Genomic DNA, 13410 nt, shown 5'->3' on the forward strand with positions numbered 1-13410 from the left:
CGCACGCTCCGGCGCCGCAGCCAGACCGATGGCATGAGGTGGGAGACGATCAGTCGCCTCGCCTGTGACTGCCTCCCCAGGCCCAACATCCGTCATCCTTGGCCGCGAGCACGCTTCGCCGTCACTCACCCGAGGTGGGAGCCGTATGCGGGAAAGCCGCACGTACGGATCTGTGCGGGGGGCGCTCAGCAATGAGCGTCCCTACCGCGACCGCTGCGCTCGCAATGACGGAGAAACATCAGGAGCCCAACATGTCCATCACCGTGTTCATCCGCTACCAGCTCGATCCGTTCCAGCGCGCGCAGTTCGAGGAATATTCAAAACGCTGGCTCACCATCATCCCGAAATGCGGCGGCGAGCTGATCGGCTATTTCATGCCGCACGAGGGCACCAACAACATCGCCTTTGCGCTGATCAGTTTCGAGAGTCTCGCCGCCTACGAGGCCTATCGCGCGCGGCTGCGGCAGGACGCCGAAGGCATGGCGAACTTCCACTTTGCAGAGGAGCACAAATTCATCCTCGCAGAGGAGCGCACCTTCCTGCGCAAGGTGGTATCGTAGGCGAACCACGCATAGCAGGAGACGCCCAATGATCGCCGTGATTTTCGAGGTCTGGCCTAAGCCGGAACACCGCCAGAATTATTTCGACATCGCAGCCGACCTGAAGCCGATCTTGCAAACCATCGACGGCTTCATCTCGGTCGAGCGCTTCGAAAGCCTGACCGAGAAGGGCAAGATCCTGTCGGTGTCGTTCTGGCGCGACGAGGCGGCGGTAGAGGCCTGGCGCAACACGATGGAGCATCGTCGCAGCCAGGCCATGGGCCGCGGCCAGATCTTCGCCGACTACCGCCTGCGCATCGCCAGCGTCATCCGCGACTACGGCATGAACGATCGCGAACAGGCGCCAAAGGACAGCCGCGCCGTGCACGACGCGCACTAGCGCACGCGAAACAGCGTGCCTATGTCTGCGCCGCCAACAATCAGGGAGAGAAACATGCAGGTCACGACCGCGGACAAGCGCGCGACGTTCAGGAAGATGCACGACAGCGGCTGCTTCATCCTGCCCAATCCGTTCGACGTCGGCAGCGCCAAGGCGTTGCAGCATCTCGGCTTCAAGGCGCTTGCGTCGTCCAGCGCCGGCTTTGCCTGGACCATCGGCAAGGCCGACAACCACGTCACCGTCGAAGACGTTTGTCAGCATCTGGCAGCATTGTGCTCGGCCGTCGACATCCCCGTGAACGCCGATTTCGAGGGCGGCTTTGCCGTCGAGCCCGATCGGGTCGGGGAAAATGTCGAGCGCGGGGTGCGCACCGGCGTCGCCGGCCTCTCGATCGAGGATTCCACCGGCGACAAGGACAAGCCGATCTACGAGCGCGCGCTTGCGATCGAGCGCATCAAGGCGGCGCGCAAGGCGATCGGCGACAGCGGCACGCTGCTGGTTGGCCGCTGCGAGGCGTATCTCTGGGGCGTCGCCGACCTCAATCTCGTCATTGACCGGCTCACCGCCTATGCGGACGCCGGCGCCGACTGTCTCTACGCGCCTGGCCTGAAGAGCCGCGAGGATATCGCCGCGGTGGTGAAGGCGGTGCATCCAAAGCCGTTCAATCTCTTGATCGGCGGCTCCGGGCTGTCGTTGCAGGAAGCCGCCGATCTCGGCGTGCGCCGGATCAGCGTCGGCGGTTCGCTCGCGCGCGCCGCCTGGGGCGGCTTCATGCGTGCTGCGAAGGAGATAGCGGAGAAGGGAACTTTCGCCGAACTCGGCAGCGGCTATTCCGGCGGCGAGCTCAACAAGATGTTCAACTAGCGGCAAATGAAAGCGGCGGGATTTCGCCCCGCCGCTTTATTTCGCTCTCCACGTCATGCCTCGCCACCGGGTCTCGCCCTCGGCGAGCCCATAACAGGCTCCGGCGGAGCATCCAATACGCGGCGTCCACTCGACGTAATCTCGACCGCCTCGGAATACTGGATCGTCCGGTCAAGCCGGACGCTGACAGTCGCCGTGTTACTTGGCGCCGTCCGACGGCGCCTGCGTATCCGGGGCCGGCTTGCTCGGCGCTGCACCCGTGGTCATGCCCGGCTGGGTATTGTTGCGCGGCGAGGCCGGATTGGCCGGATTGGTCTGGGCGGACTGTGATGTCGGCGTATTGCTCGCCTGGTTATTGGTGGTCGTGTTGTTCAGGCCATAGAACACGGCGCCCAGCACCAGGGCGACAGCCACGGCAAACAGCGCGACCTTGCCGCTCGAGGCGGGGCCTTCGCCCAGCTCTGGGTCGGCCTGTAGGTTCGCATCCCGCCGCGCCGCACGGAGATACTCATCGTCGGCGAAGTTCGGGCGGTACGGATCGTTGGGAAAACGGTCGTCGGCCATCGATTGGTCTCCTCGCTTATGAGACAGGGACAACCCGTGGATGCGAGATTCAGTTCCGCGGCCTTTATGCTTTCGTCGCATGTTGCTCCCGGGCCGGGAATCGGGGAACCGTTCGTCGGGGAACCGCGGACGTAAGTTCCACGGGATGGGGGAACAGATCGATGTGGAGCGTGCCACCGAGCGATAGCGTGCTGCATGTCTTGGCGCTGGTTGCCTTGACGGCGCAAGGTATGACGGCCGCGCTGGCGGCGGGGCGCCGCAGCATGGACTATGTCGGCGTCTGTCTTCTCGCCTGTGTCACGGCGCTCGGGGGCGGCACGCTGCGCGATCTGTTTCTCGGGCACTATCCGCTGGCCTGGGTCGCGAACCCGATCTACCTCGCTCTGCCGGGTGGGGCGGCGCTGCTGACGATCGTGATCGCGCGGCTGGTGCATCGGCTTAGCCTCGCCTTCATCGTGCTCGATACCATTGGCCTCGTCGTCTTCACCATGACCGGCTGCGATATCGCCTGGCAGATGGATGCCACCCTGCCGATCGTCATTGTCTCCGGCATGGTGACGGGCTGTGCCGGCGGCGTGTTGCGTGACGTGCTCTGCAACGACGTGCCGCTGCTGTTTCGCTCCGAGCTCTACGCCAGCGTCTCGGTGGTGACCGGACTGTTCTACGCCACCGCGTTCGGCCTCAATCTCAACGCCGAACTCTGGACCATCCTGACCTTCATCCTCGGCATCAGTTTCCGCCTGCTCGCGGTCCGCTACAGATGGGAGATGCCGAAATTCTTGTTCACGGAAGATAAGCGGTAGCGTTTCTTTCACCTCTCCCCGCCTGCGGCAGGGCCCTCGCTACGGCTCCTGCTTACGCGCCTTCGCCACCTGCGCCGGCGTCACCAGCGGCGCCGCATTGCCCCAGGAATTGCGCATGTAGTTCGTCACCGCCGCGACCTGCTCGTCGGACAATTGCTTGGCGTAGGCCGGCATTTCGCCGGTATTGGGTGCGCGGGGCGTCGTTACGGTCTTGGCGCCGTCGAGAATGATGCGCAAGGTCGAGGATGGGTTGATCGATTGCAGCAGCGCGTTGGCGGGCAGCGGCGGATAGATCCGCGGCGCACCCGAGCCATCAGCCTCATGGCAGGCGATGCAAAGCCGCGCATAGACGGCCTGGCCTGCCTTCATCTCGGCATCATCGGGCGGCGTCACGATCGGCTCGCGCCGTGCCGGCGGCAGGCTTTTCAGGTACACGGCGATCGCTTGCACATCGGCATCGCTCATCTTCGAGGTCGAGCCCACGACCACCTCCGCCATCAGCCCGCCGGCATGGCTTTTGGCATTGCGTCCGCTTTGCAGATACTCGGTGATGTCCGCGGCGCTCCAGGATTTCAGCCCGCTGCGCGCAGCACCGTCGAGCCGTGGTGCGAACCAGCCGCCGATCTCGCTGCCCGCCAACGCCTGCGCGTCCTTGTCCGCACCAAAATAGTTCTTGGGCGTGTGGCAGGCGCCGCAATGGCCGAGCCCGGTGACGAGATAGCCACCTCTGTTCCACGCCGCGCTCTTTTCCTGGTCCGGCTCGAACAGGCCGGGCTTGAAGAACAAATAGTTCCAGGCCCGCATCAGGCCGCGATAACCGAACGGCCAGCGCAGCTCCGGCAGCTTGTTGCGGCTGGCGACGGGCGCGAGCGTTCCGAGATAGGCGCGGATCGCCAGCGTGTCGTCCTTCGTCATCCTGGTGAAGTAGGGATAGGGGAAGGCCGGGTAGTAGTTTGAGCCATCGGGCGCCACGCCGTAGCGCAGGGCGCGGGTGAAATCGGCATCCGTCCACGCGCCGATCCCGGTCTCGCGGTCCGGCGTCAGGTTCGGCGCATAGATCGCGCCGAAGGGCGTGTTGATGCGCTTTCCACCCGCGAACGGTTTGGCGGGATCGGCGGTGTGGCAGCCCGCGCAGTCGCCGGCCTCGACCAGCGCCTTGCCAGAGGCGATCAACTCGGGCGACGGCTCGCTCGCCGAAGCGGCCTTCGCAACCGCACCGGACAACAGCACGGCAGCCAGAATCGTCCGCATCATCGACCTTCTCCTGCGGCCAATCGCCCCCAGTCGCATGATGGGCGCGTCACGTCGTTTCGCGGTGGCGGGGGTATGGTGACACAAATTGAAAATGGCCGGCACCTTCCGGGCACTAAATTGCGATTTTTACCCGGCGCCGCCGAAGGGGCAGATTTGTGATGCGCAACGTGAAATATCCGACATAGAGTGGCGAAGATGGTCGGCGCGCCCTAGCTAAAAACGATGGGCATCAACGGCTTAACTGGCCAAGCGCCAAAAAGGGCGGAAGAGGACATAATGGGCATCAACCAGGGTCCGATCAGTCTCGATCAGAAATACACCCAGGACACTGGACACGTCTTCACCACGGGCATCCAGGCGCTGGTTCGTTTGCCCATGGCCCAGATCCGGCGCGACCGCGCCAATGGCCTCAACACCGCGGGCTTCATCTCCGGCTATCGCGGCTCGCCGCTCGGCGGCTACGACCAGCAGCTGTTCGCGGCGCGCAAGCATCTTGAGCAGTACAACATCAAATTCCAGCCCGGCGTGAACGAGGACCTTGCTGCCACCGCGGTCTGGGGTTCGCAGCAGCTCAACCTCTCGCCCGGCGCCAAATACGATGGCGTGGTCGGCATCTGGTACGGCAAGGGCCCCGGCGTCGACCGCTGCGGCGACGTCTTCCGCCACGGCAATGCCGCAGGCTCGGCCAAGAACGGCGGCGTGCTGTGTCTGGCCGGCGACGACCACGGCGCAAAATCCTCCACCGTCCCGCACCAGTCCGACCACGCCTTCATGTCGGCGCTGATGCCCTATCTCTACCCGTCCAGCATCCACGAGATGATCGAGATGGGCCTGCTCGGCATCGCGATGTCGCGCTACTCCGGCTGCTGGGTCGGCATGAAGGTGATCACTGAGACGGTGGAAACCACCGCCGAGATTGATCTCACCGACGAGATGAAGCCCTTCATCATCCCCGCCGATTTCGAGTTGCCGCCCGGCGGTCTCAACCTGCGCTGGCCCGACGATCGTTTCGACCAGGACCGCCGCCTCCAGGACTACAAGGGCTTTGCCGCGATAGCCTTTGCGCGTGCCAACAGGGTCAACCGGGTCACCATGGATTCGCCGAACGCCCGCTTCGGCATCATGGCGTCCGGCAAGAGCTATGAGGATGTCCGCCAGGCGCTGCGCGAGCTCGGCATCACCGAGGAGGTCGCCGCCAAGATCGGGCTTCGGCTTTACAAGATCGGCATGCCCTGGCCGCTGGAGCCGGAAGGCGTACGCCAGTTCGCGGTCGGCCTCGAAGAGATCTTCATCATCGAGGAACGGCGCGAGATTGTCGAGAACCAGGTCAAGCAGGAGCTGTTCAACTGGCGCGATGACGTCCGCCCGCGCATCGTCGGCAAGATGGACGAGCACGACAAGCGCTTCCTGACCTTCTCGGCCGAGCTCAGCGTCGCCTCGCTTGCGACCTCGCTTACCGAGCGACTTCTCCGGCTTAACCTCAACCCCGAGATCGCGGAGATGCTCCGCGTCAAGGCCGACTGGTTCAACGGCCGCCAGGCCACGCAAATGCAGGCAACAGCGCCTGTCTCCCGCACCCCGTATTTCTGCTCCGGCTGTCCCCACAACACCTCGACCAAGGTCCCCGAAGGCAGCCGCGCGCTCGCCGGCATCGGCTGCCACTTCATGGCGCTGTGGATGGACCGCTCGACCGAGACCTTCACCCATATGGGCGGCGAGGGCGTGCCGTGGGTCGGCATCGCACCCTTCACCGACGAGAAGCACATCTTCGCTAATCTCGGCGACGGCACCTACTTCCACTCCGGCCTGCTCGCGATCCGCCAGGCGGTCGCTTCCAAGACCAACATCACCTACAAGATCCTCTACAACGACGCGGTGGCCATGACCGGCGGCCAACGCCATGACGGCGATCTCTCGCCGCAGCAGATCACCTATCAGCTCCATGCCGAAGGCATCCGCGAGATCTACCTGGTCTCGGAGGCGCCCGACGCGTATCCCGCCGACACCATCGCGCCCGGCGTGAAGAAATATCATCGCGACGAGCTCGACAGCGTCATGAAGATGTGCCGCGAGTTCAAGGGCACCTCGGCCATCGTCTTCGTGCAGACCTGCGCCGCCGAAAAGCGCCGCCGCCGCAAGCGCGGCCTGATGGAGGATCCGGCGCGCCGCGTGATGATCAATCCGGCCGTCTGCGAAGGCTGCGGCGACTGCTCTGTGCAGTCGAACTGCATCTCGGTCGAGCCGCTGGAGACCGAGTTCGGCCGCAAGCGCGCCATCAACCAGTCATCCTGCAACAAGGATTATTCCTGCGTGAAGGGCTTCTGTCCGTCCTTCGTCACCGTCGATGGCGGCAAGCCGCGCCACCGCGCGCCGGCCGATCTCAGTGACATCGGCGCGCTGCCGGAGCCTGCCTCGCGCCCGACGCTGGACAAGCCCTACAACATCGCCGTCGGCGGCGTCGGCGGCACTGGTGTGCTCACTATCGGCGCGCTGCTCGGCATGGCCGCGCATATCGAGGGCAAGGCCTCGATGATCCTCGACATGTCCGGTCTGGCGCAGAAGGGCGGCGCGGTGCTCAGTCATGTCCGGCTGTCGGATCATCCGGCGGAGGTGACCTGCTCGCGCATCGTCACCGGCACGGCCGATGTCGTGCTCGCGGCAGACGAGGTGGTTGCGGTCGCTAAGGACACCATCTCGCTCTGCGACACCAGCCGCACCCGCGGCATCATCAACAGTCACGTCATTCCCACCGCCGACTTCGTCCTCAACCGCGACTTCAACTTCCAGACCCTCAAGCTGAACGGGCTTTTGGAAACTGCACTGCACAAGGACTCGGTGTTCTTCGATTTCACCAAGCCGGCCGAGCAGCTGCTCGGCGACAGCATCGCCACCAACATGATGATGATGGGCTACGCCTATCAGAAGGGTCTGTTGCCGCTGTCCGCCGAAGCGATCGAGCAGGCGATCGAGGTCAACGGCGTCTCGATCAAGATGAACAAGGAAGCTTTCGGCCTCGGCCGTCTCGCGGTCGCCGACCCCGCGCGCCTTGCGGAGATGCTGAAGGGGACCGACGAGGTCGTCGCGCCCAAGGCACTGAACGCAATGACGTTGGACGAGGTCATCGAGCATCGCACCAGGCATCTGACCGCTTATCAGAACGGCCGTCTCGCCAGGCGCTATCGCAAGCTGGTCGACCAGGTTCGCGATGCGGCGCTGAAGGGCGGCTACGACGATGCGCTTCCGCGCGCGGTCGCGATCAACTACGCAAAGCTGCTGGCCTACAAGGACGAATACGAGGTCGCGCGGCTCTTCACCGACGGCGCCTTCGAAAAGCAGCTCCGCGACCAGTTCGAGGGCGATTTCAAGTTCAACTTCAATCTCGCCCCGCCGATTTTGGCGTCTGGCGTCGATGCGCTGGGACGCCCGAAGAAGCGTGCCTTCGGCCCGTGGATGCTCGGTGTGTTCCGCACGCTCGCAAAGTTCAAGTTCCTGCGCGGCACGCCGCTCGACATCTTCGGCTATAGCGCCGACCGCAAGCTCGAGCGCGACCTGATTGCCGGCTACGAGAAGGACGTCGCCACCGCGCTCGGCCTGTTGTCGCCGCTCACGATCGACACCGCGGTCGAACTGCTGTCGTTGCCCGACCGCATCCGCGGCTACGGCCCGGTGAAGGAGAAAGCAGTCGCGGACGCCAAGACCCGCTACGCCCAACTCGCCGCCGACCTCACGAGCCCACCGCCCGCGCCAAGGCAGATCGCGGCGGAGTAGGGCGTCCTCGTAGGGTGGGTTAGCCGTGCGACTGCGCCAAGCGCAGACCGCTCGGTGTAACCCACCACTTCTGTTGACCGCGGAAAAACGAAGAGGTGGGTTACGCTACGCTAACCCCACCCTACGAATTCCTGTTTAAAATCAACCACCATTCTACTGTGCATGGGGTTGTTTTCGCAAAAAAGAAAGCCCGCTTGTGTCGTCGGGCAAAACACCTTTACGATTTTGCCCGTCGCGAGGCTGTCTAACCGTCACCCTGAGGTGCGAGCGGTGCGGTGCGTAGCACCGCGCTGCGAGCCTCGAAGGGCGACGGCCCGGCTGCATCTCGGCCGTTCATCCTTCGAGGCTCCCTGCACGGTGCTACCCACCGTACAGCTCGCACCTAAGGATGACGGATTAAGCGAAGCACTTGCGCCAACCTGCTGCCTCTCGCCCGACGGAATATTTCCGCGCTTGCCAACAGGACAGCGGCGGTTCAGAAAAAACTGGAAGCAGGAAACGCCAGCGGAGACCTTATTTGACCATCAAGGGCAAGGCCTACATTGCCGGGATCTACGAGCACCCGACCCGGCATGCGCCGGACAAATCCACCGCCCAGCTCCACGCCGAGGTCGCCAAGGGCGCGATCGAGGATGCCGGGATCAGCAAGGACGACGTCGACGGCTATTTCTGCGCCGGCGATGCTCCCGGCGGCGCCTGGCCGATGGTGGATTATCTCGGCCTGAACACCAAAAAGCTCCGCCACGTCGATTCCACCGAAACCGGCGGCTGCTCCTACATCATCCATCTCGGCCATGCCGCTGAAGCTATTGCCGCGGGAAAATGCTCGATCGCGCTGATCACGCTCGCCGGCAAGCCGCGCACCGGGGCGATGCCGCTACGCGCGGCCGGCGCGGAAGCCGACTTCGAGTCCGCTTACGGTGCGACCACCCATAATGCCTATGGCATGTGTGCCATGCGCCATATGCACGACTACGGCACCACCTCGGAGCAGCTCGCCTGGATCAAGGTCGCGGCCTCGCATCACGCGCAATACAACCCGCATGCGATGCTCAAGGACGTCGTCACGGTCGAGGAGGTGCTGAACTCGCCGATGATCTCCGATCCTCTGCATCGCATGGATTGCTGCGTCGTCTCCGACGGCGGCGGCGCGCTGATCGTGACCACGCCCGAGATCGCCAAGAGCCTGAAGAAGCCGCTGGTCAAGCTGATCGGCCACGGCGAGGCGATGAAGGGGCCGCGCGGCGGCAAGGATCTTGACCTCACTTACTCCGCCGGAATCTGGTCCGGCCCGCGCGCCTTCGAGGAAGCCGGCATCACCCCGAAAGACATCAAATACGCCTCGATCTACGACAGCTTCACCATCACGGTGCTGATGCAGCTCGAGGACCTCGGCTTCTGCAAGAAAGGCGAGGGCGGCAAGTTCGTGGCCGACGGCAATTTGATCTCGGGCGTCGGCAAGCTGCCGTTCAACACCGATGGCGGCGGCCTGTGCAGCAACCATCCCGTCAACCGCGGCGGCATGACCAAGATCCTCGAAGCCGTCAGGCAGTTGCGCGGCGAGGCGCATCCGAAGGTGCAGGTCAAGAACTGCGACCTCGCCATCGCCCACGGCACCGGCGGCCTTCTGGGCGTGCGCCACGCCGCCTCGACCGCCATTCTGGAGCGCGTGTGATGAGTGAAGCCAAGAAATATCCCGCCCCGCTGACCAACCCCGAGACCGCGCAATTCTGGGAAGCGGCCAGCCGCGGTAAGTTCATGATCAAGCGCTGCACCGCCTGCGGCGAGGCGCACTACTTCCCGCGCGCGATCTGCCCGTTCTGCTATTCGGACAAAACGGTGTGGGAGGAGAGTTCGGGCGAGGGCACGATCTACACCTACAGCCTAATGCGGAAATCGCCGACCGGTCCTTACGCGATCGGCTACGTCACGCTGAAGGAAGGCCCGTCGCTTCAGACCAATTTCGTAGACTGCGACCTGACGACACTGAAGATCGGCCAGAAGGTGAAGGTGGTGTTCAAGCCGACGGATGGCGCGCCGCTGCCGTTCTTCACGCCGGTCTGACTTCTTCCTTCTCCCCTTGTGGGAGAAGGTGGCGCGAAGCGCCGGATGAGGGGTCTGTCTCCGCGGAGAGACCGTCTGTCTCGAGCCAACCCCTCACCCAAACGAGTTTGTTGCTGATGCCGGTGCAGCCCTCTCCCACAAGGGGAGAGGGCACAGCAACGGGCAGCGGCGCAGAAGAAATCCGGGGAGGTAACCAAGAAAATGTCCGCCAGATACGACGAACTCAAAGCCCTGAAAAACCTGGGTCAGAAATACGCGTACAGCGATCGCGAGGTCATGCTGTACGCCTATGGCATCGGCCTCGGCGCCGATCCGATGGACGAGAACGAGCTCGCCTTCGTCAACGAAGGCACGCTGACGCCGCGGCCGCTGAAGGTGGTGCCGACGTTTGCGTCGGTCGCCGCCTGGGGCGCAGGGCCGGGCGAGATGAATCTCAACCGCGTCATGGTGGTCGACGGCGAGCGCGATATCACGTTCCATCAGCCATTGCCGGCCGCCGCCCACATCATCGCCGACTCCTCGGTGGTCGAGGTCTATGACAAGGGCAAGGACAAGGGCGTGGTGATCAGCCACCAGACCGTGCTGAAGAACGAGAAGGGCGACAAGCTTGCAACCCTCGTTGCCGCGCGCTTCGCCCGCGGCGATGGCGGCTTTGGCGGGCCGAACCTGACCCAGCCCGATCCGCACAAGATTCCGTCGCGCGAACCCGACAAGACCATCGACATCACCACGCGGCCTGACCAGGCGTTGGTCTATCGCCTCTGCGGGGACCGCAACCCGCTGCATTCCGACCCCGAGTTTGCGAAAAAGGCCGGCTTCCCGCGCCCGATCCTGCACGGCATGTGCACCTACGGCATCACCTGCCGCGGCGTGCTCCAGACCTATGCCGATTACGACTCGTCCGCCTTCCGCCAGCACGTGGCGCGGTTCTCCTCGCCGGTCTATCCCGGCGAGACCGTGACCATGGACCTCTGGAAGGATGGCAACGTGATCTCGTTCGAAGCCAAGGTGAAGTCGCGCGGCGTCACGGTGATCAAGAACGGCAAGACGGTGCTGGGTTAGGAGCGCATCGGCGGCCGACTCCGTCGCCCCGTTCTTACGGGGAGAGGGTGGGATGAGGGGAGTCTCCACGAGACCGCTGAAGATCAGTTCGCGGAGACTCCCCCTCACCCGATCGCTACGCGATCGACCTCTCCCCGCAAGCGGGGCGAGGTGAGAAAGAAACAAAAACATGGAGAGGCCACCATGGGACTACTCGACGGCAAGGTCGCGCTGATCACCGGCGCGGGCGGGGGGCTCGGTGAGGCCTACGCAAGGCTGTTCGCGCGGGAAGGGGCATCCGTCGTCGTCAACGATCTCGGCGGCCCCCGCGACGGCTCCGGCGCCGACACCTCTATGGCGCAGCAAGTGGTCGACGCGATCAAGGCCGAGGGCGGCAAGGCGATCGCCAACGGCGCCGACATCTCCACCATGGAAGGCGGCCAGTCGGTGTTCGACGACGCCATCAAGCACTTCGGCCGCGCCGACATCCTCGTCAACAATGCCGGCATTCTGCGCGATCAGACCTTTGCCAAGGCGACCGAGTCCGACTGGGACAAGGTGATCAAGGTGCATCTGAAAGGCACCTTTTGTTGCACTTTGCCGGTGTTTCGCTGGATGCGGGAAAACGGCGGCGGTGTCATTGTCAACACCTCCTCGACCTCGGGCCTGATCGGCAATTTCGGCCAGGCCAATTACGGCGCGGCCAAGGGCGGCATCTGGGGCCTGTCCAACGTGCTGGCGATCGAGGGCCGCAAATACAACATCCGGATCTGGACGCTGGCCCCGGGCGCGCTGACCCGCATGACCGCAGACCTGCCCCGCTATAAGGAGAACCCCGTCGCGGCGCTGGGGCCGGACGGCATCGCGCCGGCCGTGCTATACATGGTCAGCGACTTGTCGGGCGACCAGACCGGCAAGGTGCTGGGCGTGTCCGGACCCCGCGGTGTGCGCGAAATGCGGATGATGGAAATGGAAGGCTGGAAACCGCCGCACACGGGCTGGAAGGCCCAGGATATCGCCGATCATGCCAAGGAGATCTTCTTCTCCGAGGAGCAGATCAAGATGGGCGCGCGGCGGTTTTAGGCCACACTGTCATTTCCGGGCACGACGAACTCGCGAGCCCGGAATGACGAAAGACGACAGGACAGAGAGACCCAATGAAGCTTACCGCCGACGCCAAGGGCACCTTCGCAATCGCGCCGACGCCGTTCCACGACGACGGCCGGATCGATGAGCGCTCGATCGACCGCCTGACCGATTTCTACGAGGAGGTCGGCTGCGACGGCGTGACTGTGCTAGGCATCCTCGGCGAGGCGCCCAAGCTCGATGCCGCCGAAGCCGAGCAGGTCGCTGTGCGGTTCATCAAGCGTGCCAAGAAGATGCAGGTGATCGTCGGCGTCTCGGCGCCGGGCTTTGCCACCATGCGCTCGCTGGCGCGCGCCTCGATGGATGCGGGTGCTGCCGGCGTGATGATCGCGCCGCCGCCGTCGCTTCGCACCGACGACCAGATCGTCGGCTATTACAAACAGGCGGCCGAGGCCATTGGCGCCGACGTGCCCTGGGTGCTTCAGGACTATCCGCTGGCACTGTCGGTGGTGTTTACGCCTGCAGTGATCCGCAAGATCGTCATGGACAATGCGAACTGCGTGATGCTCAAGCACGAGGACTGGCCGGGCCTGGAGAAAATCTCCACGCTGCGTGCCTTCCAGAAAGACGGCTCGCTGCGGCCGCTTTCGATCCTCTGCGGTAATGGCGGCCTGTTCCTGGATTTCGAGATGGAGCGCGGCGCCGACGGCGCCATGACAGGCTACGCCTTCCCCGAGCTTCTGATCGATGTCGTGCGCCTGTCAAAGGAGGGCAAGCGCGACGCTGCGCATGATCTGTTCGATGCGCATCTGCCACTGATCCGTTACGAGCAGCAGCCCGGCGCCGGCCTTGCCGTGCGCAAATACGTGCTGCAAAAGCGCGGCGTCATCGCCTCCAGCGCGCAGCGCAAGCCCAGCGCAACCATCACGCCGGCGGCAAAGGCCGAGGTCGAGTATCTGCTGTCGCGCGTGGCCCGCGTCGACAAGCGTGCCAATCTTGGGCCGCAATCCAGCGCCGCAGGTTAGTT

General features: G+C 64.2%; 12 protein-coding genes. 10 read left to right on the forward strand and 2 right to left on the reverse strand.

All coding sequences use genetic code 11. The annotated features are described in order from the left end of the window. The first annotated feature begins 251 nt into the window (after positions 1–251). From IVA82_RS06415 to IVA82_RS06425, 3 genes are read left to right on the forward strand one after another with little or no spacing between them, the layout of a single operon-like run. Positions 252–560 carry an NIPSNAP family protein gene (locus IVA82_RS06415; RefSeq protein ID WP_247380914.1) on the forward strand — a complete coding sequence of 103 codons (309 nt, stop codon included), beginning with the start codon at positions 252–254 and terminating at the stop codon, positions 558–560. A gap of 28 nt (positions 561–588) precedes the next feature. Then, positions 589–939, forward strand: a complete 351-nt coding sequence (locus IVA82_RS06420; protein ID WP_247380785.1) for an antibiotic biosynthesis monooxygenase — start codon at positions 589–591, stop codon at positions 937–939. Between the two features lie 54 nt (positions 940–993). Then, positions 994–1803: an isocitrate lyase/phosphoenolpyruvate mutase family protein gene (locus tag IVA82_RS06425; protein ID WP_247380787.1), complete on the forward strand. Its 810-nt coding sequence runs from the start codon at positions 994–996 to the stop codon at positions 1801–1803. A gap of 198 nt (positions 1804–2001) precedes the next feature. Here IVA82_RS06425 and IVA82_RS06430 read toward each other — a convergent pair whose 3' ends face one another. Continuing rightward, positions 2002–2367: a hypothetical protein gene (locus IVA82_RS06430; protein ID WP_247380789.1), complete on the reverse strand. Its 366-nt coding sequence runs from the start codon at positions 2365–2367 to the stop codon at positions 2002–2004. A gap of 161 nt (positions 2368–2528) precedes the next feature. Here IVA82_RS06430 and IVA82_RS06435 point away from each other — a divergent pair, with 161 nt between their 5' ends. Beyond that, positions 2529–3170 (forward strand): trimeric intracellular cation channel family protein, encoded by a 642-nt coding sequence (locus IVA82_RS06435; protein ID WP_247380792.1) that lies wholly within the window; start codon positions 2529–2531, stop codon positions 3168–3170. Positions 3171–3209: 39 nt separating this feature from the next. Here IVA82_RS06435 and IVA82_RS06440 read toward each other — a convergent pair whose 3' ends face one another. Continuing rightward, complete coding sequence (locus IVA82_RS06440) at positions 3210–4421, reverse strand: c-type cytochrome (RefSeq protein ID WP_247380917.1); 1212 nt, start codon at positions 4419–4421, stop codon at positions 3210–3212. Between the two features lie 279 nt (positions 4422–4700). Here IVA82_RS06440 and IVA82_RS06445 point away from each other — a divergent pair, with 279 nt between their 5' ends. From IVA82_RS06445 to IVA82_RS06470, 6 genes are all read left to right on the forward strand, one after another. Then, a complete protein-coding gene (locus IVA82_RS06445) occupies positions 4701–8192 on the forward strand; it encodes an indolepyruvate ferredoxin oxidoreductase family protein (protein WP_247380795.1) in 3492 nt (1163 codons plus the stop codon). Between the two features lie 517 nt (positions 8193–8709). Beyond that, complete coding sequence (locus tag IVA82_RS06450) at positions 8710–9867, forward strand: thiolase domain-containing protein (RefSeq protein ID WP_247380798.1); 1158 nt, start codon at positions 8710–8712, stop codon at positions 9865–9867. Then, positions 9867–10256, forward strand: a complete 390-nt coding sequence (locus IVA82_RS06455) for an OB-fold domain-containing protein (protein ID WP_247380801.1) — start codon at positions 9867–9869, stop codon at positions 10254–10256. Before IVA82_RS06450 ends, IVA82_RS06455 begins: the two co-directional genes overlap by 1 nt. A 201-nt stretch (positions 10257–10457) precedes the next feature. Beyond that, entirely contained in the window at positions 10458–11318 is an 861-nt protein-coding gene (locus IVA82_RS06460; RefSeq protein ID WP_247380805.1) for a MaoC family dehydratase, read from the forward strand. A 183-nt stretch (positions 11319–11501) separates the two neighbouring features. Further along, a complete protein-coding gene (locus IVA82_RS06465) occupies positions 11502–12380 on the forward strand; it encodes an SDR family oxidoreductase (RefSeq protein ID WP_247380808.1) in 879 nt (292 codons plus the stop codon). 74 nt (positions 12381–12454) lie between these two features. Then, a complete protein-coding gene (locus IVA82_RS06470; protein WP_247380810.1) occupies positions 12455–13408 on the forward strand; it encodes a dihydrodipicolinate synthase family protein in 954 nt (317 codons plus the stop codon). Positions 13409–13410 lie beyond the last annotated feature (2 nt).

It is taken from the genome of Bradyrhizobium sp. 142 (assembly GCF_023074015.1).
In the GTDB taxonomy this organism is placed as follows: Bacteria; Pseudomonadota; Alphaproteobacteria; order Rhizobiales; family Xanthobacteraceae; genus Bradyrhizobium.

What these genes read in the sequence shown, in the direction of transcription:
- IVA82_RS06415 (WP_247380914.1), top strand. Translation starts at nt 252, where the DNA reads ATGTCCATCACCGTGTTCATCCGCTACCAGCTCGATCCGTTCCAGCGC.
- IVA82_RS06420 (WP_247380785.1), top strand. Translation starts at nt 589, where the DNA reads ATGATCGCCGTGATTTTCGAGGTCTGGCCTAAGCCGGAACACCGCCAG.
- IVA82_RS06425 (WP_247380787.1), top strand. Translation starts at nt 994, where the DNA reads ATGCAGGTCACGACCGCGGACAAGCGCGCGACGTTCAGGAAGATGCAC.
- IVA82_RS06430 (WP_247380789.1), bottom strand. Translation starts at nt 2,367, where the DNA reads ATGGCCGACGACCGTTTTCCCAACGATCCGTACCGCCCGAACTTCGCC.
- IVA82_RS06435 (WP_247380792.1), top strand. Translation starts at nt 2,529, where the DNA reads ATGTGGAGCGTGCCACCGAGCGATAGCGTGCTGCATGTCTTGGCGCTG.
- IVA82_RS06440 (WP_247380917.1), bottom strand. Translation starts at nt 4,421, where the DNA reads ATGCGGACGATTCTGGCTGCCGTGCTGTTGTCCGGTGCGGTTGCGAAG.
- IVA82_RS06445 (WP_247380795.1), top strand. Translation starts at nt 4,701, where the DNA reads ATGGGCATCAACCAGGGTCCGATCAGTCTCGATCAGAAATACACCCAG.
- IVA82_RS06455 (WP_247380801.1), top strand. Translation starts at nt 9,867, where the DNA reads ATGAGTGAAGCCAAGAAATATCCCGCCCCGCTGACCAACCCCGAGACC.
- IVA82_RS06460 (WP_247380805.1), top strand. Translation starts at nt 10,458, where the DNA reads ATGTCCGCCAGATACGACGAACTCAAAGCCCTGAAAAACCTGGGTCAG.
- IVA82_RS06465 (WP_247380808.1), top strand. Translation starts at nt 11,502, where the DNA reads ATGGGACTACTCGACGGCAAGGTCGCGCTGATCACCGGCGCGGGCGGG.
- IVA82_RS06470 (WP_247380810.1), top strand. Translation starts at nt 12,455, where the DNA reads ATGAAGCTTACCGCCGACGCCAAGGGCACCTTCGCAATCGCGCCGACG.